Genomic DNA, 26,800 nt, shown 5'->3' with positions numbered 1-26,800 from the left:
CTCTGGTTTCAGCGGGCAGACGCCATGTAGCCATAAAGGCAGCCAACGCGGCGTTAAGAAAAATCTGCATTTTTGCGTAACAAATCCGCCAGCCCTTCGGCGTGCATTGGCGGGCTGATCAGATAACCCTGCACCTCATCGCACTGTTCACCGCGCAGAAAATCCAGCTGCTGCTGATCCTCCACGCCCTCGGCCACCACCTTGAGCGCCAGCCCATGGGCCATGGCAATGATAGCCCGCGTGATAGCGGCATCCTCACGCGCCTGACCGAGACCACGGATAAAGGCCTGGTCGATCTTCACGTAATCCACAGGAATACGCTTGAGGTAACTGAGGGACGAATAACCGGTACCAAAGTCGTCGATGGCCAGCTTCACCCCCAGGTCACGCAACTGCTGGAAAGTGGCGATGATGTGCTCAACGCTATCGAGCAACTGGCTTTCGGTGAGTTCCAACTCAAGGTATTGCGGGTCCAGTCCGGTCTCTTCCAGGACCTGGCGTACCAGGCTGACCAGCTTGCCCTGACGCAGCTGATGCACCGACAGGTTCACCGACACGCGAATCGGCGCCAGCCCCTGGCGCTGCCACTCGCAAGCTTGCCAGCACGCCTGGCGCAGCACGAACTCTCCCAACGGCACGATCAAGCCGGTTTCTTCAGCCAGGCCGATAAAGTCCCCCGGCGGCACCATGCCCCACTGCGGATGCTCCCAGCGAATCAGCGCCTCGGCGGCATTCAGCTTGCCGGTCGCCAGGCACAACTTCGGCTGGTAGAACACGCTCAGATGGCGCTCCTCGATCGCTTTGCGCAGGTGGTTTTCCAGCTGCAGACGCTCCAGGGTGCTGGCTTGCAAACTGTCGGTGTAAAACTGGAAATTATTGCCGCCCAGATGCTTGGCGTGCTGCATGGCCATATTCGATTGGCTGACCAACGCAGAGATTTCCCGCGCATTATCTGGCAGCAAGCTGACACCCATAGAAGCACTGACCACCAGTTCGTGCCCCTCCACCGTTACCGGTACCCGCAGTTTCGCCAACAGCCGCGTCGCCACGCGCGCCAGGCTCGACAAATTGCCGTAGGCATCGAACAGCACCGCGAACTCATCGCCGGACAAGCGCGCAATGGTGTCGGCTTCGGGCAGCGCATTGATCAAACGCCGGGCCATTTTCTGTAACAACTGGTCGGCCACTTCATGGCCCAGGCTGTCATTGAGCAGCTTGAAGCGGTCCAGGTTGATATGCAGCAGCGCCAGGCTGCGCCCGCCCTGGCGCACGCGTTGATGGGCTTCGTGCAGCCGTTCGCGAAACAGCGAACGGTTGGCCAGGCCGGTCAGCTCGTCATAGTGAGTAAGGTAGCGCATACGTTCTTCGGATTCGCGCCGTGCCGAAAGATCGGCGAAAAAGCCTACAATATGGCTGACGTTTCCCCGAACATCGCGCACCACATTCAGTTGCAACCACTGCGGGTAGAGCTCGCCGTTTTTACGCGTTTCTATCAACTCGCCCTGCCAGGTGCCACGGCTGAGCAGGGCCTGGCGGATCATCGGGAAGTGGCGTCGCGCATCGCGACTGCTGGGCAGCTCCACGACATTGCGACCAAGCATGTCGTGGATGTCAAAACCGGTGACACGGCTGAACGCTTGGTTCACCGCAATCAGCGCGTACTCGGGATCAAGGATCACGATCCCCTCGCTGGCCGCCTCGAACACCGTCGAGGCGAGCCGTTGCTGTTCTTCCAGCGCCTTGCTGGCACTGATGTCGCGGCGCGTGCCGAGCATCCGCACGACGCGGCCGTTAGGCGCACGTTCTACTGCGCGCCCACGGTCCTGGATCCACATCCAATGCCCATCGCCATGACGTATCCGGTATTCCACCTGATAATCCTCACTGCGACCTTTCAAGTGCTCCACCAGCGCGTGCTTGAGCAATGGCAGGTCGTCGGGGTGCAGGCGCGGCTTGAGGTGGCTGAGCATCGCCTTGACGTATTCAGGCTCCAGGCCGAACAGCTCCTTGAGCTGAGTGTGATGGACTTCGTCGGTTTGCAGGTTCCAGTCCCACAGGCCCAGTTCACTGGCTTGCAGGGCCATGGCCAGGCGCGCTTCGCTGGTATTGAGGGCGAGGCTGGCGGCATCCAGTTCCTGGCTGCGTTGCGCCACGCGGTCTTGCAGGCCGATTTGGGCTTCGCGCAGGTCCTGCTCGACCTGGCGGCGCTGCTCGACTTCACGCACCAGCTCCAGGTTCAGCTGCTCGCTGCGCTGCCGGGCCTGCTGCAGGTGCTCGATCAGGGCCTGGTTCTGGAAGCGACGCAACAGCCCGCGCTGGATCAAGCGGTTGACCTGCCACGCCACCAGGCTCAGGGACGCCAGCAGGATCAGGCCAAGCACGCCCCAGCCCTGCTGCTGTGGGGTGCCATTGCAGAAAAGATAAGTAATGGCCGGCAACAGGCAGGGCAAGGCAAATGACAGGAAGGCCCAAAGGCTCACGGCATAGGCCACGCTGGCCGACAAGGTAGCGGCGCCGATCAGGCCGAACACCCAGGCCTGATGCATGAAACTGTCGGTGGGTACCAGGGCAATGGCGGCAATGGACAGGGTCAGGCCGCTGACCGCTGAGCCGAGCATGAACATACGCCGCCACACCGGTTGGGCCTGGCGGCTGGGCATGGCCGAATCAAAAGCCGCCACCTGGATCACGCGCATCGCCACCAGAGCGAGTAACCAGAGCAACCAGAGACTGTCGAGCAGGTAGTGCTCGGGATTCCACAGCAACCAGGCGCAGACCAGGCCATTGACCAGCATCAGCAGCGTCGGCAGCAACGAGCCCTGATACAGCAGGCGTGTGCGCTCGACCGCCATTTGGGTTGCATAGTGTTTGCGGATGACCTGCGCGGGCGCCACCGAGGGGCCAAACAGGTCAGTGCTAAGGGTCATAGGCGATGTTCTTATAATGGTGAACCCGAAACGTCGACGGAGCATACACAAGCAAGCGCCTGGGCCAAACTGCCCCACGTCATAAAAAACCGCCTGCAATGGGCCGCAAACCTTTGGCCCAGACAGCTTGAGCAAGACGCGGCGCGGGCTGCGGCCCATGACCGACCGGTCATCCCTCGCGACAGAATCTTTGCCCGCTGGGTGGTGTGCGAAGTGTTTTGCGTCGACCACCGGGCATTGGGATTTGCCCGAGCCCCTTTAGGCCCATAGAATGCGTCGATGCGCGATGATCTCTCTCTTTTGCTGAACTCCCTCAACGATGCCCAACGCCAGGCCGTAGCGGCCCCCGTTGGCCGTCAGTTGGTCCTGGCCGGTGCTGGCTCCGGTAAAACCCGAGTGCTGGTGCACCGTATCGCCTGGTTGATCCAGGTCGAAAACGCGTCCCCGCATTCCATCCTGTCGGTGACCTTCACCAACAAGGCCGCTGCCGAGATGCGCCATCGCATCGAGCAGTTGATGGGCATCAGCCCGGCCGGCATGTGGGTGGGTACCTTCCACGGCCTGGCGCACCGCCTGTTGCGGGCCCATTGGCAGGAAGCGGGGCTGAGCCAGACCTTCCAGATCCTCGACAGCGATGACCAGCAACGCCTGGTCAAACGGGTGATCCGCGAACTGGGCCTGGATGAACAACGCTGGCCGGCGCGTCAGGCCCAGTGGTTTATCAACGGCCAGAAAGACGAGGGCCTGCGCCCGCAACATATCCAGGCCAGCGGCGACTTGTTCCTGGCCACCATGCGCAGCATTTATGAAGCCTACGAGGCGGCCTGCGCACGCGCCGGCGTGATCGACTTCTCCGAACTGTTGCTGCGCGCTCTGGACCTGTGGCGTGACAACCCCGGTTTGCTGGCCCATTACCAGAAGCGCTTCCGCCACATCCTGGTCGACGAGTTCCAGGACACCAACGCCGTGCAGTACGCCTGGTTGCGCCTGCTGGCCAAGGGCGGCGACAGCCTCATGGTGGTGGGTGATGACGACCAGTCGATCTACGGCTGGCGCGGCGCGAAAATCGAGAATATCTATCAGTATTCCGAGGACTTCCCGGACGCGGTGACCATTCGTCTGGAGCAGAACTACCGCTCCACCGCCGGGATTCTCAAGGCCGCCAACGCCTTGATCGCCAACAACACCGGGCGCCTGGGCAAAGAGCTGTGGACCGACGGCGGCGAAGGCGAAGCGATCAACCTGTATGCCGCGTTCAACGAACACGATGAAGCACGCTACGTGGTGGAAACCATCGAAAGCGCGCTGAAAACCGGGCTGGCCCGTAGCGATATCGCGATTCTGTACCGCTCCAACGCCCAATCGCGGGTACTGGAAGAAGCCTTGCTGCGCGAACGTATCCCGTACCGCATCTACGGCGGCCAGCGTTTCTTCGAGCGTGCCGAAATCAAGAACGCCATGGCCTACCTGCGCTTGCTCGAAGGCCGTGGTAACGATGCGGCGCTGGAGCGGGTGATCAATATCCCGGCCCGCGGCATTGGCGAGAAAACCGTTGAAGCGATCCGCGACCATGCGCGCCATGCCGATGTGTCGATGTGGGAAGCCATGCGTTTGCTGATCGCCAACAAAGGCTTGACCGGCCGCGCCGCCGGGGCCTTGGGGGTGTTTGTCGAGCTGATCGAGAACCTGGCCGCCAAGTGCGCAGAAATGCCCCTGCACTTGATGACCCAGACCGTGATCGAGCAGTCCGGCCTGATCGCCTACCACGAGGCGGAAAAAGGCGAGAAAGGCCAGGCCCGGGTCGAAAACCTTGAGGAACTGGTCAGCGCTGCCCGCGCCTTTGAAAACACCGAGGAAGATGAAGAGCTGACGCCGCTCGCCGCCTTCCTGGGTCATGCATCACTGGAAGCCGGCGATACCCAGGCCGATGAGCATGAAGACAGCATCCAGTTGATGACGTTGCACAGCGCCAAGGGCCTGGAATTCCCCTATGTGTTCCTGGTGGGCATGGAAGAAGGCCTGTTCCCCCACAAGATGAGCCTGGAAGAGCCCGGCCGCCTTGAAGAAGAACGCCGCCTGGCCTACGTGGGCATTACCCGGGCGATGCAGAACCTGGTGATGACCTACGCGGAGACCCGACGCCTGTATGGCAGCGAGACCTACAACAAGGTGTCGCGTTTCGTACGTGAAGTGCCGAAGGGCTTGATCCAGGAAGTGCGCCTGTCCAACAGCGTCAGTCGCCCGTTCGGGGGCGGCCAGCAGCAGAACTCCAGCACTATGTTTGCCGGTTCCGAGATTCCTGAAACCCCGTTCAGCCTTGGCCAGCAGGTCAAACATGCGATCTTCGGCGAAGGTGTGATCCTCAATTTCGAAGGCGCCGGTGCCCAGGCCCGGGTGCAGGTGAACTTCGCCGAAGGCAGCAAGTGGCTGATGATGGGTTACGCGAAGCTCGAAGCGGTCTGAAGCGAGCTGTTTGTGGCGAGGCAGCTTGCTCCCTCGCCACAAGAAACACTGCGTAACATGAAGATTATTGGCCCGCCCTTGTTTTAGAAGAGCACGGGCCAATATCTGTAGTTAGTCCTACAGACCCTTCGGATTTGGTCTTACGCAAAAGCCCGAAACATTATGCCGCTAGCCACTGCCACGACACCTGTGCAACATGGCGCGCGTGCAATCCACAAATGGGAATTCCCTTTATGAAACGTTTTCTTAGCATCGCCATGGCGTTGTGCATCGGCTTGACGATGAGCCTGGACGCCAACGCCAAACGCTTCGGTGGCGGCAAAAGCTCTGGCGCAGCGCCGACTCACCAAACCAGTCAAATGGCTCCATCCGCCGGTGCCGGCGGTGCTGCCGCAACTGCGGGTGCAGCCGGTGCGGCTGGCGCTGCTGCCAAGGCCGGCGGTGCTTCGCGCTGGTTGGGCCCTCTGGCCGGTATCGCCGCCGGTGGCCTGCTCGCGTCCATGTTCATGGGCGGCGGCTTCCAGGGCATGCAGATCTTCGACATCCTGATCCTGGCCGTCATCGCCTTCGTGATCTTCCGCTTTATCGCTGCCCGTCGCCGCAAGCAGCAGGAGCACCTTGCTCCAGCCGGCGCGCCGATGCAGCGTGAAGTGTTCGAGCAGAAGCCAGCCATGGGTTCGATCTTCGGTGGTTCGGCAGCACCTGCCGCCGCCCGTCCGGTGATCAATGCTCCGGCCTGGTTCAACGAAGAGCGTTTCGTAGAAGCGGCCCGCAGCCACTTCCAGTCCCTGCAACAGCACTGGGACGCTAACGAAATGGACAAGATTGCCGAGTTCGTGACCCCGCAACTGCTGGAGTTCCTCAAGCGCGAACGCGCCGAGATCGGCGATGCGTTCCAGTCGACCTACATCGACGACCTGCGCGTACAGCTTGAAGGTGTGGATGATCGTGCCGACAAGACTATCGCCACCCTGACCTTCAGCGGCGTGTCGAAGTCGTCGCGTTTCGACCAGGGCGAAGTGTTCAGCGAAAGCTGGAACATGGAACGTGCCCAGGGCGAGAACCAGCCATGGCTGGTCGCCGGTATCCGCCAGAACGGCTGATACTCACGCGTTTGAGCAAGCGGTAACAAAAACCCCGGACATGTCCGGGGTTTTCTATTTCACGGTTGCACTTATAGCGAGCTACTGTATAAAACGCCCCTATAAACCGCGCCATCTAGCAAGAGGATCCCGGCCGTGGAAGAAATCATCGAACAATTGCGTGAAGCCAACGAACCGGTCCCGGTTCCTTTGGAGCTGCCTGACGAAGACCTGCTGGTGGAGATCGAGGAACAACTGTTCATCGACATCCCCTTTGTCTTCCGCGAATTCCTGCTGACTGTCAGCGACGTGGTGTACGGCAGCCTGGAGCCGGTGACCGTCACCGACCCACAATCCCATACCTACCTGCCGGACGTTGCCGCCAACGCCTGGGACGCCGGCGTCGACCGCAGCATGATCCCGATCTGCCAGGACGGCGATGACTACTACTGCGTCGAAGAAGACGGCACCGTGGTGCTGTGGTCCGGTGAAGAAGAACTCGTTACCGAAGAAACCTGGGAGTCGGTGTGGCACTGGGCGCGGGACGTCTGGCTGGAAAGCTGAGTCCCACACCCAACCTTTAGTGCTCCGGCGTATCCTTGTGGTTATCTAATGTTTCCAACAAGGCCACCTGCATCCGCGTATGCACCCGGATAAACCAGCGCCAGAGCACCGCAGCCACTGCAGCCGTGACCACGGCGATCAGCACCAGCAACTTGTTGGTCGGCAGAATGCTGGCCGACAAGGCTGCCAGTAACAGGAAGATCACCAGCAGTGAGAGCAGCGGAATCAGCTCCGCGATCACCCTTCGCACACGCTGGGTATGCCGCCCGGCCATCTCCGGCTTCACACTCATCTCGGCCAGCAACATCGACAGCGCCTTGAGCTTGCGATACGCCGCAATCAGGAACGGCAGCGACAACAGCAGCGCCCCGCCCCAGATCAACGCCTTCTGCCAGCTCTGATCACTGATCCAGCCTTCCAGATACCCGCCGATGCGCGCCGCGAAAAAACTGCCAGCGAAGAAGATCGCGATCACCAGTGCCAGATTCACCCCGACTTGCAGGATGATCTTGCGGATCATCGAGGCCAGCATTGCACCCTCGCCCTGGGGCTGGATGCTGCGCAGCCATTCGCCATACAGTCCGAATACCCGGCTCATGCGCTTGGGCATTACCGCTGCGATCTTCAACGACAGCGGGTCAGCCCCGCGAATCAGGTAGGGGGTGAGCAAGGTCGTAATCGCCGAAACAGCGACGGCCACCGGGTACAGGAAGTCGCTGGTCACCTGCAAAGTCATCCCCAGCGCTGCGATGATGAAAGAAAATTCGCCAATCTGTGACAGCCCCATACCGACCCGCAACGAAGTACGACCATCATTGCCCGCGATAAAAGCGCCCAGGCCACAGGAGAGCATTTTGCCCAGCACCACAGCCACGGTGATCACGGCGATCGGCCACGCGTATTGCAGCAAGATCTGCGGGTCGATCATCAAGCCAATCGCGACAAAGAAGATCGCGCTGAACATGTCGCGAACGGGTTCGATCAAGCGCTCAATCTTAATCAACTGACGGGATTCAGCCATGATCGCGCCAATCAGGAAGGCGCCGAGCACCATGCTGTACTCCAGCTTCACCACCAGCAGGCAGAAGCCGAAACACAGGCCCAACACGGTGATCAGCAGCATTTCGTTGCTTTCAAACTTGGCCACGTAAGCCAGCAGGCGCGGCACCAGCAAAATGCCGATCACCAGCGCGACGATCATGAACAGTGAGAGTTTGCCGACCGTGGAGAACACTTCGCCTGAGCTGACCGTGCCACTGACGGCGATGCTAGACAGCAGGGCAATGATGCCGATGCCCAGGATGTCCTCGACGATCAATACCCCGAAAATCAGCTGGGCGAAACGCTGGTCTTTCATCTTCAGGTCATTGAGGGCCTTGACGATGATGGTGGTCGAGGAAATCGCCAGGATCGCGCCGAGGAACAGCGAGTCCATGGTGCTCCAGTCGAACCAGCGGCCAATCTCATAGCCGATCCAGATCATCAGGACGATTTCCAGGAAGGCCGCGATAAACGCCGTGGCGCCCACCTTGAACAGCTTGCGCAGGCTGAACTCCAGGCCCAGGCAGAACATCAGGAAAATCACCCCAAGCTCAGCCAGGGTCTTGATCGTGTCTTCATCATGGATCAGGCCAAACGGCGGGGTATGCGGCCCGATAATAAAACCCGCGACGATGTAGCCCAGCACCACCGGCTGCTTGAGGCGGTGAAACAGGATGGTCACAACCCCTGCCACCAGCATGATCACGGCCAGGTCCTGGATAAAGCTGATGGCGTGCATGGCGAGGGACTCCTTGAGGTACCAGCGCTTTTCCCACTTCCGGCCGCCTTTGTACGGTCGCAAAGAGCGGAAGGAAAAGTCTGCCTTGATCGTAAGAAATGCCCTGAGATGGGCTTTTGAAGGTTAACACCGCGACTTCTGCTGAAAAGCCGGTGCAATATATGGAAACAGATCGATGCACGCGTGACGGCAAGCTGCCCACCAGCGTCCCGTTAGGGATGGCGCTGCAAAGACTCCAGCACCCGCAGAGGTGCCCTCCCCCCAACCAATGCCTACAACCCGTGAGTGTGCTATGGAACCCGGAAACGCCCAGCTGTCGATGACGGTACTGATGACCCCTGACATGGCCAACTTCTCAGGCAATGTCCACGGCGGCACGCTGCTCAAGTACCTCGACGAAGTGGCCTACGCCTGCGCCAGCCGTTATGCCGGTCGTTATGTGGTCACGCTGTCGGTGGACCAGGTGATTTTTCGCGAACCGATCCATGTCGGTGAACTGGTGACTTTCCTCGCGTCGGTCAACTACACCGGCAATACGTCGATGGAAGTGGGCATCAAGGTGGTGACCGAGAACATCCGTGAACGCTCGGTGCGCCATACCAACAGCTGTTTCTTTACCATGGTGGCCGTGGACGACCAGCGCAAACCTGCCGCCGTGCCGCCGCTGCAGCCGCAGAACAGCGAAGACAAGCGCCGCTTTGTGCAGGCCCAGCAGCGTCGGCAGATTCGTCAGGAGCTGGAAAAGCGTTACCGGGAGATCAAAGCCGACGCGCCGTAATTTGTAAACCCACGGGCTCCCTGTGCTTACAAACTGATCGGTGTGGCTTCGAAGCGCACACGAGGGTGGGCAATACGGTCCTGAGCCCGCACCAGTTCCAGTTCATAACTGGCGCAGGCCTGGGTCTCCAGTAGCACTTCATGCACCGCTGCGGCGGTGAATTCAAAGGCTGCCACCAGGCTATCGCCCAACAGCACCCGCGCCAGGAACAGGCCCGACGTCAGGTCACCCACACCCACCGGCTGACGCGGGAACGCCAACAGCGGCCGACGCAAGTGCCAACTGCCCTCAGCCGTCACCAACAGCATTTCAAAACCTTCCGGCAGTTTGCCTGGGTAATCCAGGTGCTTGACCAGCACCGCTTTGGGCCCGCGGGCCAGCAACGCCTTGGCCATGACCAGGCAATCAAACAGCGATTGCGGCTTGCGCCCGGCAAAGCTGTCCAGTTCCAGTTGGTTGGGGCACAGGAAATCTGCCATGGCCGCAGCCTCATCAAGCAGGAAATCGCTGACCTCCTGTGGCACGATGCAACCCTTTTCCGGGTGGCCCATCACCGGGTCGCACAGGTACAGCGCCTTCGGATTGATCGCTTTGATACGGGCCACGCCGCTAAGGATTGCACGGCCCTGATCGGCGCTGCCCAGGTAGCCGGACAGCACCGCGTCACAGTTGCCCAGCTCACCAATCGCGGCAATGCCTTCTACCAAGGCCGGAATTTGCTGCGGCGCCAACACTTCGCCCGCCCACTGTCCATACTGAGTGTGGTTGGAGAACTGCACCGTATTGAGCGGCCAGACATTCACTCCCACACGCTGCATGGGGAACACGGCGGCGCTGTTTCCGGCGTGGCCAAAGACCACATGAGACTGGATCGCAAGCAGATGAGGTGTGCGTTTCATGCGGGAGATTTCCGTAAAGCCGTTGAAATTCTGGCCGCGCAGTATGCGACTAAACGCAGCCTGTACGACAGACCGGCGACGCAGTTAAGCTGCTCTCACTTTGTTGGAGTTCATGGAATGCTGACCCTGGGAAACATCTTCGTGCTGATGCTGCTGGCGACTGGCGCCGCCTGGGTTTGGCACAACCACGGCCTGCGTGAGCGGGCGCTGGAGCGGGTCAAGCAGCATTGCGCCAAGCTTGATATCGAATTGCTCGATGGTGCGGTTGCGTTGAAACGCATCGGTTTTGTGAAGGATGCCAATGGCCGGCGGCGCCTGGCACGCGTCTATAATTTCGAATTCACCGTGACCGGGGAAACCCGCCATGCCGGGACGATCACCCAATTCGGCGCCCACAGTGCGCAGATCGAACTGGCACCCTACCCGTTCGAAGCCAAGGAACCACTGCCTAGCGCCGAAGTGATCGAATTGAGCCAATGGCGCCAGGACCACGCCACCAAGAACCGTCAGTAGCGGCAGGCTGCCAGCGCAGCCTGCAATGCGGCCACGTCCCGTGGTTCGCTGAAGATCAATTCGATACGCGAATCGCGTCGCCATTCGCTGGGTTGCCAGGTTAGGACGCTGTTATCCACAGCATTGGCCGAAACCCAGTCTTCGCCGCTGTGGATAACCAGTTTGGCACGATGCCAGTCGAGGCCTGATAGCCAGCGATGCAGACGGCTGACATCGAATTGCTGGCTGGGGTGCCATCGCCAGCCGATACTCCACCCCCCCTCCTGGCCCTGACTCAAACAGATGGGCAAGGCAGGATCGCTCCAGATGGCCGGCATTTGCGCAAGGCCTTCAGGCGCCGCGAAGTTATCCACAGCCGCTTGGGCCTGCGCATTCAAGCCCGGCAACTGGTCGATTGGCAGCTGAGCCTGGCGTGTCCAGTAAAGCGCGCAATCGGGTAGCTGCCGTTCAATCGCCTGACGCTGTGCGGTATTCAGGGCCTCATCCTTGTTCAACACCAGCAGGCCAGCACTTGCCAGCGCCGCTTGCTGTGCCTGCGGCAAGGGCTTGCCTGCTGCCAACGCCTGGGCATCCAGCACCAGCACGCTGGGCTGCACGGCCAGCACGTCTTGCCATGGAGCTTCCCGCAGTTGTTTGAGCAACTGCGCAGGATGACCCAAACCTGAAGGTTCTATAAACAGCCGATCCGGTTTGGCCTTACGCAGCAAACGGCCCAGGCCTACCTGGAACGGTGCACCATTCACACAGCACAGGCAGCCACCCGCTACCTCGCCCAAGGCGACGCCGTCAGCGTCTTGAGTCAGCAAGGCAGCGTCCAGGCCGATCTGGCCAAATTCGTTGATCAGCACCGCCCAACGCTCGTTGGCCGGGCGCTGAGCGAGCAGGTGCTTGATCAGGCTGGTCTTGCCGGCGCCCAATGGGCCGGCAATCACATGGGTGGGTATGTTCTGCAACATTGGAAACATCATTCTGGCCGTGTAGAGCGTTTGATCCTACGCGGTTATGCCAGCCAATCCAGCGTCAGGATCAACCGGCGCTCATCGGCCTTGAGCGCTGGCGAACGATGGATCAGGCCATGCCCTTCGTTGCCGTGCCATTTGGTGCCCTTGAGCAGCGCCACCTCACCGCAGTGGATCTGCTCGATACGCCCGGTAGGTTCAGCATCCGCCTGGCTCAGTTTGCGGCGATCCATCACACCTTCGCGCAACCATTGGCTGCCGATACCGGCATAGGTGGTGATCAGCCGAACCGGCACATGATCAACGTGAAAACGCGGGCACATGGCCTTGTCCAACAGCCGCAAACGTACGCCAATACGCTTGGCGCCGAGCAGGCAGGCAAATGCACTGACCAGCCATGACACATCGGCGATAAAACCTTCGTAACCCTCAAGATCGCGGCAACTGGATGCCAGACCCTGCAAGTTCGGCACGGCGTCCTCGTTTTCGAGCTCAATCACCAGGGATTCGGCGAGCGGCTCATTGAGCGCCACCAGCAAAGCGCCGAACTCGGCGATATGCAGGGGCAGCTGACGTTGCCACAGCGCCAGGTTGACGCCATCTTCGAGGATATCGGACAGTGCCAACGGAGTTTGCCCACACGTCTGGCGGATCACGGGGCGCAGGGGGATAACCGGGGCCAGCATCAGGCGACCTGCTCATACCAAGGGCCGAAAGGATCAGGCAGCTGGCGCCAACCTTCGACACCCAGGGCCATTTCTTCATCATTGAGCAGGCAGGCATCCAGCTCCGCACGCATCAGGTTGAAGTCGATGTTTTGCCCGATAAACACCAGCTCCTGGCGGCAGTCCCCTGTGCTCAGTTGCCAGTTGCCCATGATCGCGGCCACGCTTTCCTCGTCCTGTGGCCATTGGCTTTTTGGCACAAAGCGCCACCAGCGTCCGGCAAAGCCATGGCGCATCAAGCCACCGGCCTGGGACCAACTGCCGGCGTCCTGATGTTTGCTGGCCAACCAGAAGAAGCCCTTGGAGCGCAACAGTTTGCCGTTCACCCAAGGGCGATCGATAAAGTCGAAAAAACGCTGTGGATGGAAGGGGCGGCGCGCACGGTAAGCGGTGGAGGCAATACCGTATTCTTCGGTTTCCGGCACATGCTCACCGCGCAGCTCCTGCAACCAACCCGGCGCCTGGGCAGCGCGTTCGAAGTCGAAACGGCCGGTGTTGAGGATCTTGTGCAGCGCCACCTCGCCCATGACCATCGGGATAATTTCCGCCTGGGCGTTGAGGCGCTCAAGGATGGCCATCAATTCTTCACGCTCGCGGCTGCTGATCAGGTCGATTTTGCTGATCAGGATGACGTCGGCGAATTCGATCTGTTCGATCAACAGGTCAGTGATGGAGCGCTCATCTTCTTCACCTAGGGTTTCGCCGCGGGAAGCCAGGCTTTCGGCGGCCTGGTAGTCGAGCAGAAAGTTCATGCCATCGACCACGGTAACCATGGTGTCCAGGCGTGCAATGTCGGCCAGGCTTTGCTCGTTTTCATCGCGAAAGGTGAAGGTTTCGGCCACGGGCAGCGGCTCGGAGATACCGGTGGATTCGATCAGCAGATAATCGAAACGCCCTTCCTTGGCGAGCTTGGCGACTTCTTCCAGCAAGTCTTCACGCAAGGTGCAGCAGATGCAGCCGTTGCTCATCTCCACCAGTTTTTCTTCGGCACGATTGAGCGTGACGTCGCGCTGCACCTCGCTGCCGTCGATGTTGATTTCGCTCATGTCGTTGACGATCACCGCCACCCGCAAGTTGTCGCGGTTGCGCAGGACATAGTTGAGCAGTGTGCTTTTACCGGCGCCGAGAAAGCCGGACAACACGGTCACGGGGAGACGATTGGGCATCAGGTATTCCTCATCAGGGTTGGCCGGTCAAACTGCCCGTTTATGGCGTTCGCGCAGCTCTTCACGTTCTTTGGCTTCGATACACAGGGTTGCGGTGGGGCGCAGCAGCAGGCGTTGCAGGCCGATGGGCTCGCCGGTTTCACGGCACCAGCCGTATTCACCGCGGGCCAGCAGCTCCATGGCGTCGTCGATCTTGTCCAACAGCTTTTTTTCCCGCTCGAGCAAGCGCAGTTGCCATTGGCGTTGTTCTTCGGCGCTGCCGATATCCGCCAGGTCGCTGTTGGTTTCCTGCTCGCGCAGCGCCTGGAACTCAGCGTCGATACGCGCTTGCAGTTCATCGCGCTGAGCCAGCAGCAGTTCGCGGAAGAAGCGCTGTTGGGCTTCATTCATGTAGTCAGTAGCCGGTTGGGCCAGCAGTTCTTGTTCGGTCATGGGAAACGGTTCACGGGTGGGGCTGTGCGTTTATGTTATAGTATAACAATACAAATAAGCCAACCTCCCTTGCTCCTCACGACGAAGGGCGCAATGCTTGATCACTTTCGCCCCCCGAGAAACACGATGAGATACGTGCTGTGCGCCCTGCTATTGGCAACCGCAGGACCTGCCTGCGCCCAAGTCCCAAGCCCGTTGGCCAACTGCACCCGCAGCGCCACCTTGCTGGCTTGCGTGGACCCGCTGGGCAATGCCTACAGCGTGGCGACTGCGGGCAACATCACTTACCTGCGCGGTTTCGAAGTGATCGGCAAACGCTATTGGGCGCAGACCAATAGCCGCTATGGGCAACTGACGTTCTTCACCGGGTTGGCATCGGATGGCGAGGCGTGGGTTGGCTACACGCGTCGCGTGGGCTGGACCACCATCAACCGGTTTTCCAGTTCAGGCGGCGCCAGCGCCAAGTTCACCTGTAACCGAATGACCGGCTGTTAAGCCTGGGTTTTGTGCTGTTCCTGCACCCAAGCCATGTAGCTGTTGATGGGCGGGTTCTTCTGGAAGTACTGTTTCAAACCTTCAAAAAGCCGATCCGCCACCGCTTGTTGATGACGCGCCGTCACCAGCCTCTGGGCGTCTCGCGCGTTGGAGATAAACCCGGTCTCCACCAGAATCGAAGGCACGTCCGGTGACTTGAGCACCGCGAACCCTGCCTGTTCCACCCGCTTCTGATGCAGGCTGGTGATGCTTTGCAAGCTGCCCAATACCGCGCTGCCCAATTGCAGGCTGGAGGCGATGGTGGCGTTCATGGACATGTCGAGGATCACCCCGGCCAGCATCGGATCCTTGTCCTTCAGATTGAGTAACGTCGTGGCGCCCAAGAGGTCTGCGCCGTTCTCGCGCTGGGCCATGAACCGCGCCGTGGCAGAGGTGGCACCGCCTTCCGACAACGCATACACCGAAGCGCCCGATGCAGTAAGCCGTGGCGCGGCGTCGGCGTGCACCGAGATGAACATATCGGCCTTGTGCTTGCGGGCGATGTCCACGCGCTTGCGCAGCGGTACGAAGAAGTCGTCGTTGCGCACCAGCTTTACGGCAAAACCTTTTTCACGTTTCAAACGTTTCGCCAGCAACTGGGCGATCGACAGCACCACATCTTTTTCGCGCTGGCCCTTGGAGCCGACAGCGCCCGGGTCTTTGCCGCCATGGCCGGGGTCAACCACCACAATGATGTCGCGTTTGGGATGCGCCTTGTCCGCCGGCACCACCAAGGGCGCCGGTTCAGCAGCGATTTGACGGGGCGCGTGCGTGGCGTTGGTCAGGTCCAGCACCAGGCGATGGCCTTGGCCATCCTGGGGCGGCAGCACAAAACTGTTGAGCTGCATCGGCGCGACCAAATCCAGGACGATACGCGTATCGCTCTTGCCGAAATGCCCGGAGCGGATCGAGGTAATCCCACTGTTCTTCAGCGCCAGTTGGGAAAAGTCGCCGCTGAGCCCGGCGCCACTCAAGTCGATGATCAGACGATCCGGCGACGTCAGGGAGAACGTCTTGTATTGCACCGGGCCGCTAAGGTCGAACACCAGCCGCAGCTTATCGTCAGAGCGCCACAGCCGCGCATTGCGGATCTGCGTGGCGTAGGCCCCCAAAGGCAACGTGAACAAGGGGCTGACCAGCAGCAGGTTAAGGAGCTGACGTCTGTGCATGACATATACCGCAGATAAAGGAGCATCCCTACTCGACAGGACTGAACAAAGGCTGGGACAGAAATTTCATCGTGACGACTATTGTTATACTATAACATGACCAATCATTTCCAACGATGGACCTGCTCATGAATGCGCTGACTCTGCCGGATATCGCCGCGCAGGCTTCACGCCAAGCCTTGCCACTTGACTGGGTGGGCATGTGCGGCATTGCCCTGCCTGTGTTGCTCGACGGCCAACACCTGGCCGCTAAAGCCGATGCGGGCGTAAGCCTGAACGACGGCACGGCCCGTGGCATTCATATGTCACGCCTCTACCTGGCGTTGGAAATGCTCGAACAGCAACCCCTGACACCTGCACTTTTGCGTAATGTACTGCAGCGTTTTCTCGACACACATGAAGATTTATCTAAGAACGCCTACCTGCGTATTCACACAAATCTGTTGTTAAAACGCCCCGCGTTGGTCAGCCCTTTGGAGGGGTGGAAAAGCTATCCGGTCAGCATCGAAGCGCGCCTGGAAAATCAGATGTTCCACGTGGAACTAAAAATTGACGTTACTTATTCCTCAACGTGCCCTTGCTCCGCTGCCCTGGCCAGACAGCTGATTCAGCAGCAGTTTCTCGAAGATTTTGCCCACACACCTCTGCAGCATGAGGACGTGTTGAGCTGGCTGGGCAGCGCCAACGGTATTGTGGCCACGCCCCATAGCCAACGCAGTACCGCGCAGTTAAACGTTCAGCTGCAGGGTGACGATCTGGCGATAGTCGACTTGATCAACGCTGCCGAAGCAGCTTTGGGCACTGCCGTACAAACCGCGGTGAAACGTGCGGATGAACAAGCGTTCGCCCTGGTTAACGGACAGAACCTCATGTTCTGCGAAGACGCCGCACGCCGCTTGAACCTCGCGTTGAAGCGCTCGAATGCCGTCAAAGCCTTCCACCTCAAAGTGATCCACGCCGAAAGCCTGCACGCCCACGATGCGGTGGCTGAAAGCCGTTGGACGAGAGACTTTGCATGATTACCTGCCACGCTTTGCGCTGGGGCGCCCCCGGCCAACCACTGACGCCGGCGCTGAACCTGACGCTGGAAAAAGGTAGCCTCACGGGGATTATCGGCGCCAATGGCACCGGCAAGAGCAGCCTGCTCAAAGTAATCGCCGGGGTGCAAAAGCCGCTGACGGGCAAGGTGCATGTCGATGTTCCACGTCGCGGCGGCTTGTCGTTCTTGCCCCAGCAACAACACCTGGATCGTCAGTTTCCGATCAGTTTGCAAGAGCTGGTGGCTGCCGGTTTCTGGGGCACCCAGCTGAATTCACATGAACGCAACGAGCGCCTGCACGCGGTATTGGAAGACTGGTGTCTCAGCGGTTTGGAACAGCGCTCGCTGATGGCGTTATCCGGTGGTGAACTGCAACGCGCCCTGCTCGCCCGTATGAGCCTGGCCGACTCTCCCATCCTGCTGCTCGACGAACCCCACGCCGCCCTCGACGAAGACGGCCAGGCACTGTGCTGGAAACACATCCATGCCTGGCACAACCAAGGCCGCACGCTGGTGGTCGTCTGTCATGACCTGGCGTCCGTGCGTCACCACACCCAGCACGTGCTGCAGCTTAAAAACACCGGCTGCGTGTTCGGCCCCAGCAAAGAGCTGATCCGCCCGCAACCACAGATGCAGGTGGCCTGATGCACCTCACCGCTCACTTGTGGATGCCATTTCAGGATTTCGTGTTTATGCGCCGCGCACTGATCGGCGGGTTGGTGCTTGCTTGCAGCACCGCCCCCTTGGGCGTGTTCCTGATCCTGCGACGCATGAGCCTGATCGGTGACGCCGTGGCTCACGGCATTCTGCCGGGCGCCGCACTGGGCTTCTGGTTCGCAGGGCTAAGCCTGCCCGCCCTGACCCTCGGCGGCCTCGGCGCCGGCCTGAGCATGGCCGGCCTGGCGGCGTGGATCACCCGCCGCACCGGCCTGCGCGAAGACGCCAGCCTCGCCGCCATCTACCCCATTTCGCTCGCGGCCGGTGTATTGATCCTGGGCATTGCCGGCAAACGCTTGGACCTGCTGCACCTGTTATTCGGCTCCGCCCTGGCCGTGGACGAAACCACACTGACCGGAATGCTCTGGGTGTCCAGCTTCAGCCTGATCGCCATGGCACTGATCTACAAACCCCTGCTGCTCGACACCCTTGACCCGCTGTTCCTGCAAACCGTCAGCCGCCTTGGCCCACTGGCCCACGGCCTGTTCCTGACCCTGGTGGTGCTGAACCTGGTGATCGGTTTTCAAGCCATCGGCGCACTGATGGTGGTGGGCTTGATGATGCTGCCGGCCATCGCTTCACGCTTCTGGAGCCGGCGCCTGCCGGTGTTGATCGCAGTATCGGCGGTGCTGGGATGCCTCTCCGTGTGGCTGGGTTTGCTGCTGTCGTTCTACTACTCACTGCCCAGCGGCCCGGCGATCGTGCTGGTGGCGGGCGCCGGATATGTGTTGTCCGTGGTATTCGGTCCGGTGCATGGCTTATTGCGCCGCCCTCCTTTGCCTACATCCTCATGAGGTGTTTCCCGATGCGCGCTCTTCTTGTGTTGTTCAGTCTGTTGCTGCCGCTGTCGATGGCTCACGCCGCAGACAAACTCCAGGTAGTCACCAGCTTCAGTATTCTCGATGACATCACCCACCAGATCGGTGGCGACCATATTCAGATCAGCAACATGGTCGGCCCGGACGCCGATGCTCATACCTATGAACCCACACCGGATGACGCCAAAGCGCTGCTCAAGGCCAAGGTCATCATCAAGAACGGTCTAGGTTTCGAGCCGTGGCTGGATCGCCTGGTCACCAGCACTGAAACCACCGCTACGGTCGTCACCGCCAGCAAAGGCGTGATCTCGCACACCATGGACGAAGACGGCGAGACCATTCCCGACCCACACGCCTGGCACAACCTGGCCAACGCCGAAATTTATGTGAGCAACATCACCAAGGCATTGGTGGGCGCCGACCCTGCCAATAAAAGCGACTACCTGCGCAACAGCCAGGCTTACCTTAAACAAATCCACAGCCTGCTGGCCGAGGCCAAGGCCAAGTTCGCTGCACTGCCGTCGGGCAACCGCCGCATCGTCACCTCCCATGACGCCTTCGGCTATTTGGGCCAGGCGTATGGCATCCAATTCCTCGCGCCCCAGGGCTTGTCTACCGAGCGTGACCCGTCGGCCGCCGAAGTCGCCGCGCTGATCACCCAGATCCGTAAAGACAAGGTCAAAGCCGTGTTTATCGAAAACATCAAGGACTCGCGCCTGCTCAAGCAGATTGCCGATGAAAGCGGCGCGCAGATAGGCGGCACGCTGTACTCCGACGCCCTCGCCGCTCAAGGCCCGGCCAGCACCTTTATCGGGCTGTTCGAATACAACCTGAACACCCTGTGCGCGGCGTTGAGCAAACCATGATCCGCAAAAACCCTTCAGGTGACCTGCCGGTAATTGCTGAATCAGCCTACGTCGACAAGACTGCGATCATCTGCGGCAAGGTCATCATCGGCGAGAACGTCTTCGTCGGCCCCTACGCCGTGATCCGCGCCGACGAAGTCGACGCCAGCGGCGCCATGGACCCGATCACGATCGGCGCGAACTCCAACATCCAGGACGGCGTGGTGATCCACTCCAAGTCCGGCGCGGCGGTGACCATTGGCGAGTTCACCTCCATCGCCCACCGTTCCATCGTCCATGGCCCCTGCACAGTCGGCGACCGCGTGTTCATCGGCTTCAACAGCGTGTTGTTCAATTGCGCCGTCGGCGATGGTTGCGTGGTGCGCCACAACTCGGTGGTCGATGGCCGCGACTTGCCCGCGGCCTTCTACGTACCCTCCACCACCCGCATCGGGCCCAACACCGACCTGTCGCAATTCCCACCGGTGAGTGTCAGCGCCTCGGAGTTTTCCGAAGACGTGGCACGCACCAACGTCGACCTGGTGCGCGGCTACAAAGCCTTGCAAAACGAGTTCTGAACCATGAGTCGCCTGCTGATACGCAACGCCCGCCTGGTCAATGAGGGCCAGGTATTCGACGCCGACGTGCTGGTCGCCAATGGCCGTATCGAGAAGATTGCCGCCAGCATTGAAGGCGCTGACGAACCGGTAGAAATCGACGCCAAAGGCCAGTGGTTGCTGCCGGGAATGATCGATGACCAGGTGCATTTTCGCGAACCCGGCGCGCCAGACAAAGGCAGTTTCTACAGCGAATCCCGTGCCGCGGTGGCCGGCGGTATCACCAGCTTCATGGACATGCCCAACACCCACCCAGCCACCTTGGACCTGCAATCCCTGGCCGATAAAAAGCGCCGCGCTGCGTTGCACTCAGTGGCCAACTACGGTTTTCACTTTGGCGTAAGCCACGACAATCTGGATACCGTCGCCGGCCTCGACCCCTGTGAAGTGGCTGGAGTCAAAGTGTTCATGGGCGCCTCCACCGGCAACATGCTGGTGGACGACCCACGTATTCTGGACCGTTTGTTTGCCGAAGTGCCGACCATTCTGCTCGCGCACTGCGAACACACCCCGAGCATCCTGGCCAACGAGCAACGCTTGCGCGAGCGCTTTGGCGAGCGCATTCCCGCTGTCGCTCATCCACTGATCCGCGACGCCGAAGCATGTTATCGCTCGTCATCGTTTGCCGTGGAACTGGCCCAGCGCCACGGCACGCGACTGCACGTGCTGCACCTGACCAGCGCCCGCGAACTCGCGCTGTTCGAAGACAAGCCCCTGGCCGAAAAACACATCACCGCCGAGGTCTGCCTGCATCATCTGCTGTTCGACGACCGCGACTATCACCGCCTCGGCCACCAGATCAAATGCAACCCGGCCATCAAGACACGCGCCGACCGCGACGCGCTGCGCCTGGCGTTATTAAGTGATCGCCTGGATGTGATTGGCACTGACCATGCGCCGCATACCTGGGCGCAAAAACAATTGGGCTATCGTGAAGCACCCTCGGGTTTACCCCTGGTGCAGCACGCCCTGCCGGCACTATTGGAGTTGGTGGCCGACGGGCATTTGCCTCTGACCACACTGGTGGCGAAAACCAGTCATCGGGTGGCCGACCTGTTTGCCATTCCTGATCGCGGTTACCTGCGTGAAGGCTATTGGGCCGATCTGGTGTTGATCAAACCTGAGCCTCAGGGCAAACCGGTCAGCAGCCAACCGATTCTCGCCCGTTGCGGCTGGACACCCTTTGCAGAGCGCAGCTTTCGTCACAGCGTGAGCACCACGCTGGTGTCCGGCCACCTGGCCTGGCACAACGGCCAGGTGGTCGACAGTTGCCAGGGCTTGCCCCTGCACTTTCTGCGTTAAGCGCGGGGTTTGACCGTACCGCAATCGTTGCCCAGCCACTGAGCGTGGCTGTCCAGGCTGCCCTTCTGCTGGATGCCCGTGGCATTGAACGTACCATTGACGGTGGTGGTGAATTCCTTCTGGCTTTGGAAGGTCGCTACACCCGTGCCCTGGGCTTTGGGGCAGCTGAAACGGAACTTCCATTGGTTGCCGGTCTTGTCAGTCACTTCCTGCTTGCAGCCCGATTGCGGGTCGGTCAGCGGGATGGAATCGGTGGCAACCTGGGCTGGGGTCAGGCACACCTGCACACCCTTACCGGCCATGTTGATGCCTTGCTTTTCGAGCATGGCGCGCTGTTCAGGAGTCATTTGTTGCTTGAGCTGACCGAGGATCAGCGACAGGTCCGGCAGGTCCTGGTTATCGACTTTCATATTGCTGGTGGTCAACTCCCACAAGCCCGGCGCCAGCATCTGCGCCTGCGCCGCCACCGGCAGCGACAAACCAACAACCATGGCCAAACCAAGCAGACGAGCATTCATCGGGTAACTCCTGGGTAATTGTGCGTGTTAGACGTCGCAATGCGGCCAGTGTTGCACGGCAAATAAAATAGCGACATTCGCAACGGTTCATGGTCTGTTACGCACTGGACTGCCTGGAGTAATGTCGTTCATGGATTTCTTTGGCCCGCACCTGCTCGCCTACTTCATTGCCACGCTGCACGTTCTCGGGAGCCTCGCCGCAATTCACGCGGTACTGACTGTCCGCACCGCCCAAGGCTCGATCGCCTGGGCCTTGTCGCTGATGTTCATGCCTTACCTGACGCTGATCCCTTACCTGATCTTCGGCCGCAGCACCTTCGACGCGTACATCCAGGCCCGTCGCCAGGCCAACCAGGAAATGCACACGGCGATCGCCGAACTGAATTGGCGCCCGTGGGTAGAGGAAGCGCTCGCGGCGCGCAATTCCAGTGCCTATGCCTCCCTGCGAGCCATGCCCAAGCTCGGGCGCATGCCGTGTCTGGCTAATAATGAAGTGCGCCTGTTGATCAATGGCGAGGCTACTTTCGGCGCGATTTTCGAGGCGATTCGCAATGCCAGGACCGCCGTGCTGTTCCAGTTTTTCATCATCCATGACGATGAGCTTGGCCGCCAATTGCAGGTGCTATTGAAGGAAAAGGCCGCCCAGGGCGTAGACATTTACGTGCTGTACGACCGCATCGGCAGCCACGCCCTGCCCCATCGCTACGTACAATCGCTGCGCGACGCCGGGGTGCAGGTCAAGGCGTTCGCCACCCGCAGCGGCTGGCTCAATCGTTTCCAGGTCAACTTCCGTAACCATCGCAAGATCGTGGTGGTGGACGGCATCACCGGCTTTGTCGGCGGGCACAATGTGGGCGATGAGTACTTGGGCAAAAAGCCGCCGCTGGCGCCATGGCGCGATACCCATGTACAGGTCACAGGCCCGGTGGTGGCCTGCCTTCAGGAGTCGTTTGCCGAAGACTGGTTCTGGGCGGCACGGCAACTGCCGCCGCTGATCCTGCCGGACGCCTACCCCGAAGACGGCGTGCTTTGCCAACTGCTCGCCAGTGGCCCGGCAGACCCCTATGAAACCTGCTCGCTGTTTTTCGTCGAGGCCATCCACGCCGCGACCGAGCGGGTATGGATTACCAGCCCGTACTTCGTCCCCGACGAAGCCGTATTCGCCGCACTGCGCCTGGCGGTATTGCGCGGGGTGGATGTGCGTCTGCTGCTGCCGTCACGGCCCGACCACCGCATCGTGTATGCGGCGTCCAGCCTGTACGCCATCGAAGCCGTGCGCGCAGGTGTGCGGGTGTTCCGCTACAAGCCCGGGTTTCTGCATCAGAAGGTGGTGTTGGTAGACAGCGAAATCAGCGCCATTGGCAGCGCCAACATGGACAACCGTTCGTTCCGGCTCAATTTCGAAGTGATGTTGCTGACGGTGGATGAGGCTTTCGCCAGCCAGGTTGAACACATGCTCCTGGACGATTTTGCCCTGTCCCATGAAGTCAGTCAGGAAGAAAGCCGCGAGACGCGACGCCTGCAACAGTTGGGGATGCGGGTGGCGCGCTTGATCTCACCGATTCTCTAACAGACAACGCAGGGAAAATGTGGGAGGGGGCAAGTCCCCTCCCACATTTGGATCTTCAGTGTTCTGGAAAATCGGCTCAGCGGTAGAGATCTTCCCGCGTCCACGGCAACTCATGGCCCCCATCGGCATGGGGTTTGACCGCCAATATCTGATGCAAATTGATCCAGCCCCGAGCAAACGCATAAGCGCAACCGGCCAGGTAAAGCCGCCAGATGCGCAGCGCCTGCTCCGGCACCATCTTCGCCGCCGCTTCCAGATTGTCTTCCAGGCGCTCGCTCCAATGGTCCAACGTGCGGGCGTAGTGCAAGCGCAAACTTTCGACATCCACCACTTCCAACCCGACCTCGCTGATCTCGGCAGTCATCATCGCCAGGTGAGGCAGTTCGCCGTTGGGAAATACGTAGCGCTCGATAAACTCCCCAGCGCCTCGGCCCACTGGGCGACCATCGGTGTGTTTGGCGGTAATGCCATGGTTCATCACCAGGCCGCCTTCACGCACGGCACCGAACAGCGTCTGACAGTACTGCGCCAGGTTGGCGTGGCCGACGTGTTCGAACATACCCACGCTCACCACTTTGTCGAAGCGGCCATCCTGGGGCAGGTCGCGGTAGTCGAGCAGTTGCAGGTCGACCTGATCCTCCAGGCCCTCGGCTTTCACACGCTCCCTGGCCAGCGCCAGCTGTTCCTTGCTCAAGGTGATACCAAACACCTTGACTCCGAATTCCCGCGCCGCAAACCGCGCAAGCCCGCCCCAACCACACCCCACGTCGAGCAGGTACTCGCCCGGCTGCAGCCGCAGTTTGCGGCACAGGTGACGGAATTTGTCTTGCTGGGCCTGGTCGATGGATTCGCTGCCGGTTTCAAAATAACCGCAGGAGTACGCCATGTCCTGATCCAGCCATAGCTGGTAGAACTCGTTGGACAGGTCGTAATGGTAGGAAATGGCTGCCGCGTCGGTGGCCTTGTCGTGGATCGAGCGCACCGGACGGCTGCCTTCGTCGTCATCGATCAAGGCGTGGCTCAACTCGTCACATACCCTGATCACCTCGGTGATGGAGCCTTCCAGCTCCAGTTTGCCTTCGACGAAGGCTTCGCCCAGTGAATCGAGCGTTGGGTGGGTCAGCTTGGACACCATCGTGGGGTCCTTGACCACAATCGTCACACTGGGCTCAGGTCCCAAGTTGAATTCATGGCCGTCCCAGAGTCGAAGACGCAACGGTAGCTGAAGATTCTGTAAGGCCGGTGGAAGTTGCGCGAGCATGAGTAATCCCCCCTTGTTTCAGACGTCTGGAGTGAGGGTAGACCATCCGAAGACAAAGTAGGAGGCTATCGATTTAATAGCACGTCTCTATGGGGCTCGGAATTCGAGCAAACCGTCCTGGATCCACTGTTTCAGCCACGTGGCCGCTTGCAGCGACGCACCCTCTGAATAAGTGACTGCCAACTCTGCGCACAGTTCTGAAAAATTCCAGCCGGTAGTCACCATCCCTGCCAGTGCACAGGCTTCGTCAGGCCCCAGGCTGCGGTAGTGACACACATTCTGATGACGCCATACCAGGCAGATTTGCATCGGGTCCAGCGCCTGGCTGCCGGGAAAACCCGATGCATCCTTGCTGGCTCGCCAGATCGCCACCGTGTTGAAACGGCACAGCAAATGCTGCACTGAAGGCGCCAGGCTTACCTGCAGCGTCGGCCAGTCCCCGGGTGCCAATTGCGCCATGTCATTCACGGTCAGCGGCGTACCTTGGGGTGCATCGAACGCCAGGGTAAACGCCCACTCCAGGCGCGCCAATTCAGCCAGCGGTGCACTTTGTTCTGCGACCAAGTGCTCAAGGATAAACATCGAAAAGCGCTCACCGAGCCAACGCAGGCTGTAGTGGGCCGAGGGGTAACGGCGAACGTAGGCTTCGCTCAGCGCGGCAAATTCATCATCACCCAGCCAATATCGGATAGCGCTGAAGTCATGGCACAGCACTTCCTTCAATCGCGACAGATAGGCGTTGTGGTAAATCGCCAGGCCGGTGTCCACATCCAGGGTCGGCCCCCCCAGCAAGGTGGCGGCAAAGCTGCTGTTGGCAGCGCAAGGTTCAGATAACAGGAGCTCTTCAAAAGCCAATTGCCAGTCGATCAGGCGCATAGCGATCTCCTGGCCAGGGCGCTGGCAGCCAGCTCGCGGGCCTTGCTCAACTCAGTGAGCAACTCTTCGAACGGCGGGAAATGATCATCGCGCTCCAACAGCGTCGACACCGGCCCCAAATGCTCCAGGGTCTGTTGGTAAAGCGCCCACACCGGGTCGCACACAGGATGGTCGTGGGTGTCGACCACATAGTCGCCGTAGTCCATATGCCCGGCGAGGTGCAGTTGGCGGATGCTCTCGGGCGGCAGGTTGCGGATAAACGTCCAGGCATCAAAGCCATGGTTACGCGCACTCACATACACATTGTTCACATCCAGCAGCAACTGGCACCCGCTCAGGTGGGCCAAAGCGTTGAGGAACTCCCACTCGGTGAACTCATCAGCCTTGGAGCGCACATAGCTGGAGACGTTTTCCAGCACCAGCGGGCGCTGCAACACGTCCTGCACCTGACGCACACGACCGGCCACGTGATAGAGGCTTTCTTCGGTGTAGGGCAGCGGCAGCAGGTCATGCAACTGGTGCGCGCTGCCGCGGCTCCAGCACAGGTGATCGGAAATCCACGCCGGCTGGATGCGCTCGGCGAGCTGTTTGATTTGCGCAAGGTAATCGGTATCGAGGGCATGGGGCCCACCGATGGACAAGGACACACCGTGCATTACCACGGGGTAACGCTCGGCTATCGCATCCAGGTAGTACAAGGCTTTGCCGCCCTGCACCAGATAATTCTCGGAGATCACTTCGAACCAATCCACGGCCGGCGACTGTTCGAGGATCTGCTGGTAGTACTCACTGCGTAAACCCAGGCCGTAACCCAGACTTGGAAGGGACGCGGACATGACTCACTCCTGGGCAAAGTGTCCGCAGCGGTGGCAGGCAGCCGCCGCGGTTGCACTCGTTTGCCGGTTACTCGCCGACTTTACCGCCAGCGGCGTCGCAGGCCGATTTAGTCATGGCCTTGAAGCCCATCCCTTTGCACTCGCCCTGGCCCTTGCACGCGTGGTCCTTGGTTTTGCAGTCGTTCATGCCTTTGCAGGAGGTCACGCCGTAGCAGTGAACGGTGGCGTCTGCGGCTTGTACCTGAGTGGCCACACCCGCGAACAGAGAAGCAGCGGCCATCGCGAGGGCGGCACCAGCAGCAGCGGATTTAATGCTCATTGTTGTATTCCTCATGATCATCAGTAGTGGAGCCGGTCCGAACGGATTGTTCAGTCTCGACACACCACTAGAGTGAGGCCCCCCATCGGCG

General features: G+C 60.2%; 26 protein-coding genes. 13 read left to right on the top strand and 13 right to left on the bottom strand.

Features of this window, described 5'->3' with window-relative positions; all coding sequences use genetic code 11:
* Positions 1-53: 53 nt before the first annotated feature.
* Positions 54-2,927, bottom strand: a complete 2,874-nt coding sequence (locus QMK52_RS07450) for an EAL domain-containing protein (RefSeq protein WP_194439620.1) — start codon at positions 2,925-2,927, stop codon at positions 54-56.
* Between the two features lie 279 nt (positions 2,928-3,206).
* On the opposite strand from QMK52_RS07450, the gene uvrD reads away from it, so the two are divergent.
* From uvrD to QMK52_RS07435, 3 genes are all read left to right on the top strand, one after another.
* Complete coding sequence (gene uvrD, locus QMK52_RS07445) at positions 3,207-5,390, top strand: DNA helicase II (protein WP_005792565.1); 2,184 nt, start codon at positions 3,207-3,209, stop codon at positions 5,388-5,390.
* Between the two features lie 233 nt (positions 5,391-5,623).
* Complete coding sequence (locus QMK52_RS07440; protein WP_005792566.1) at positions 5,624-6,493, top strand: Tim44 domain-containing protein; 870 nt, start codon at positions 5,624-5,626, stop codon at positions 6,491-6,493.
* A 135-nt stretch (positions 6,494-6,628) separates the two neighbouring features.
* Positions 6,629-7,036, top strand: coding sequence for an SMI1/KNR4 family protein (locus QMK52_RS07435; protein ID WP_005792567.1), 408 nt, complete (start codon positions 6,629-6,631; stop codon positions 7,034-7,036).
* 16 nt (positions 7,037-7,052) lie between these two features.
* Here QMK52_RS07435 and QMK52_RS07430 read toward each other — a convergent pair whose 3' ends face one another.
* Positions 7,053-8,816: a cation:proton antiporter gene (locus QMK52_RS07430; RefSeq protein ID WP_005792568.1), complete on the bottom strand. Its 1,764-nt coding sequence runs from the start codon at positions 8,814-8,816 to the stop codon at positions 7,053-7,055.
* 292 nt (positions 8,817-9,108) lie between these two features.
* Here QMK52_RS07430 and QMK52_RS07425 point away from each other — a divergent pair, with 292 nt between their 5' ends.
* The gene (locus tag QMK52_RS07425) at positions 9,109-9,594 is read left to right on the top strand and encodes an acyl-CoA thioesterase (protein ID WP_003195747.1); all 486 of its coding nucleotides are present in this window, start codon (positions 9,109-9,111) and stop codon (positions 9,592-9,594) included.
* A gap of 26 nt (positions 9,595-9,620) precedes the next feature.
* Here QMK52_RS07425 and pdxY read toward each other — a convergent pair whose 3' ends face one another.
* A complete protein-coding gene (gene pdxY, locus QMK52_RS07420) occupies positions 9,621-10,493 on the bottom strand; it encodes a pyridoxal kinase PdxY (protein ID WP_005792569.1) in 873 nt (290 codons plus the stop codon).
* 117 nt (positions 10,494-10,610) lie between these two features.
* Between pdxY and QMK52_RS07415 the strand changes: the two genes are divergently transcribed.
* Positions 10,611-11,006: a DUF3301 domain-containing protein gene (locus tag QMK52_RS07415; protein ID WP_005792570.1), complete on the top strand. Its 396-nt coding sequence runs from the start codon at positions 10,611-10,613 to the stop codon at positions 11,004-11,006.
* On the opposite strand, the gene QMK52_RS07410 is transcribed toward QMK52_RS07415, so the two are convergent.
* Genes QMK52_RS07410 through dksA form a run of 4 tightly spaced genes read right to left on the bottom strand, consistent with a single transcriptional unit; the run spans position 11,000 to position 14,288 of the window.
* Positions 11,000-11,962, bottom strand: coding sequence for a CobW-like GTP-binding protein (locus QMK52_RS07410; RefSeq protein WP_320403971.1), 963 nt, complete (start codon positions 11,960-11,962; stop codon positions 11,000-11,002). The genes QMK52_RS07415 and QMK52_RS07410 overlap by 7 nt on opposite strands.
* A gap of 44 nt (positions 11,963-12,006) precedes the next feature.
* Positions 12,007-12,651: a DUF1826 domain-containing protein gene (locus tag QMK52_RS07405; RefSeq protein WP_005792572.1), complete on the bottom strand. Its 645-nt coding sequence runs from the start codon at positions 12,649-12,651 to the stop codon at positions 12,007-12,009.
* Complete coding sequence (zigA, locus tag QMK52_RS07400; protein ID WP_005792573.1) at positions 12,651-13,856, bottom strand: zinc metallochaperone GTPase ZigA; 1,206 nt, start codon at positions 13,854-13,856, stop codon at positions 12,651-12,653. The genes QMK52_RS07405 and zigA overlap by 1 nt, the downstream gene beginning before the upstream one ends.
* 27 nt (positions 13,857-13,883) lie before the next feature.
* Positions 13,884-14,288 (bottom strand): RNA polymerase-binding protein DksA, encoded by a 405-nt coding sequence (gene dksA / locus QMK52_RS07395; protein ID WP_005792574.1) that lies wholly within the window; start codon positions 14,286-14,288, stop codon positions 13,884-13,886.
* 126 nt (positions 14,289-14,414) lie between these two features.
* Between dksA and QMK52_RS07390 the strand changes: the two genes are divergently transcribed.
* Positions 14,415-14,783: a hypothetical protein gene (locus QMK52_RS07390; RefSeq protein WP_032803757.1), complete on the top strand. Its 369-nt coding sequence runs from the start codon at positions 14,415-14,417 to the stop codon at positions 14,781-14,783.
* Here the strand turns inward: QMK52_RS07390 and QMK52_RS07385 are convergent.
* Entirely contained in the window at positions 14,780-15,991 is a 1,212-nt protein-coding gene (locus tag QMK52_RS07385) for an N-acetylmuramoyl-L-alanine amidase (RefSeq protein ID WP_194439624.1), read from the bottom strand. The genes QMK52_RS07390 and QMK52_RS07385 overlap by 4 nt on opposite strands.
* Positions 15,992-16,119: 128 nt before the next feature.
* Here QMK52_RS07385 and folE2 point away from each other — a divergent pair, with 128 nt between their 5' ends.
* From folE2 to QMK52_RS07355, 6 genes are read left to right on the top strand one after another with little or no spacing between them, the layout of a single operon-like run.
* Positions 16,120-17,010, top strand: a complete 891-nt coding sequence (gene folE2, locus QMK52_RS07380) for a GTP cyclohydrolase FolE2 (RefSeq protein WP_194439626.1) — start codon at positions 16,120-16,122, stop codon at positions 17,008-17,010.
* On the top strand, positions 17,007-17,675 hold the full coding sequence (locus QMK52_RS07375) for a metal ABC transporter ATP-binding protein (protein WP_320403970.1): 669 nt from the start codon (positions 17,007-17,009) through the stop codon (positions 17,673-17,675). Before folE2 ends, QMK52_RS07375 begins: the two co-directional genes overlap by 4 nt.
* Positions 17,675-18,541 (top strand): metal ABC transporter permease, encoded by an 867-nt coding sequence (locus QMK52_RS07370; RefSeq protein ID WP_005792579.1) that lies wholly within the window; start codon positions 17,675-17,677, stop codon positions 18,539-18,541. The genes QMK52_RS07375 and QMK52_RS07370 overlap by 1 nt, the downstream gene beginning before the upstream one ends.
* An 11-nt stretch (positions 18,542-18,552) precedes the next feature.
* Positions 18,553-19,431 carry a metal ABC transporter substrate-binding protein gene (locus QMK52_RS07365; protein ID WP_320403969.1) on the top strand — a complete coding sequence of 293 codons (879 nt, stop codon included), beginning with the start codon at positions 18,553-18,555 and terminating at the stop codon, positions 19,429-19,431.
* On the top strand, positions 19,428-19,988 hold the full coding sequence (locus QMK52_RS07360; protein ID WP_005792581.1) for a DapH/DapD/GlmU-related protein: 561 nt from the start codon (positions 19,428-19,430) through the stop codon (positions 19,986-19,988). The genes QMK52_RS07365 and QMK52_RS07360 overlap by 4 nt, the downstream gene beginning before the upstream one ends.
* 3 nt (positions 19,989-19,991) lie before the next feature.
* Entirely contained in the window at positions 19,992-21,329 is a 1,338-nt protein-coding gene (locus QMK52_RS07355; RefSeq protein WP_194439630.1) for a dihydroorotase, read from the top strand.
* Here the strand turns inward: QMK52_RS07355 and QMK52_RS07350 are convergent.
* A complete protein-coding gene (locus QMK52_RS07350; RefSeq protein ID WP_005792583.1) occupies positions 21,326-21,847 on the bottom strand; it encodes a DUF3617 domain-containing protein in 522 nt (173 codons plus the stop codon). The two genes, QMK52_RS07355 and QMK52_RS07350, sit on opposite strands and share 4 nt — an antisense overlap.
* Before the next feature lie 130 nt (positions 21,848-21,977).
* On the opposite strand from QMK52_RS07350, the gene cls reads away from it, so the two are divergent.
* Positions 21,978-23,417 (top strand): cardiolipin synthase, encoded by a 1,440-nt coding sequence (cls, locus tag QMK52_RS07345; RefSeq protein ID WP_005792584.1) that lies wholly within the window; start codon positions 21,978-21,980, stop codon positions 23,415-23,417.
* 76 nt (positions 23,418-23,493) lie between these two features.
* On the opposite strand, the gene cfaB is transcribed toward cls, so the two are convergent.
* The 4 genes from cfaB to QMK52_RS07325 form a co-directional block, all read right to left on the bottom strand.
* Positions 23,494-24,678: a C17 cyclopropane fatty acid synthase CfaB gene (cfaB, locus tag QMK52_RS07340; RefSeq protein WP_005792585.1), complete on the bottom strand. Its 1,185-nt coding sequence runs from the start codon at positions 24,676-24,678 to the stop codon at positions 23,494-23,496.
* A gap of 87 nt (positions 24,679-24,765) precedes the next feature.
* Entirely contained in the window at positions 24,766-25,554 is a 789-nt protein-coding gene (locus QMK52_RS07335) for a DNA-binding domain-containing protein (RefSeq protein WP_320403968.1), read from the bottom strand.
* Complete coding sequence (locus tag QMK52_RS07330) at positions 25,545-26,390, bottom strand: DUF692 domain-containing protein (protein WP_005792587.1); 846 nt, start codon at positions 26,388-26,390, stop codon at positions 25,545-25,547. The genes QMK52_RS07335 and QMK52_RS07330 overlap by 10 nt, the downstream gene beginning before the upstream one ends.
* A gap of 67 nt (positions 26,391-26,457) precedes the next feature.
* Complete coding sequence (locus QMK52_RS07325) at positions 26,458-26,709, bottom strand: membrane protein (protein WP_003195792.1); 252 nt, start codon at positions 26,707-26,709, stop codon at positions 26,458-26,460.
* Positions 26,710-26,800: the final 91 nt, after the last annotated feature.

The organism is Pseudomonas sp. P9_2, from assembly GCF_034008255.1.
In the GTDB taxonomy this organism is placed as follows: Bacteria; Pseudomonadota; Gammaproteobacteria; order Pseudomonadales; family Pseudomonadaceae; genus Aquipseudomonas; species Aquipseudomonas synxantha_A.
This window is presented reverse-complemented; position numbering and strand designations above follow the sequence as displayed.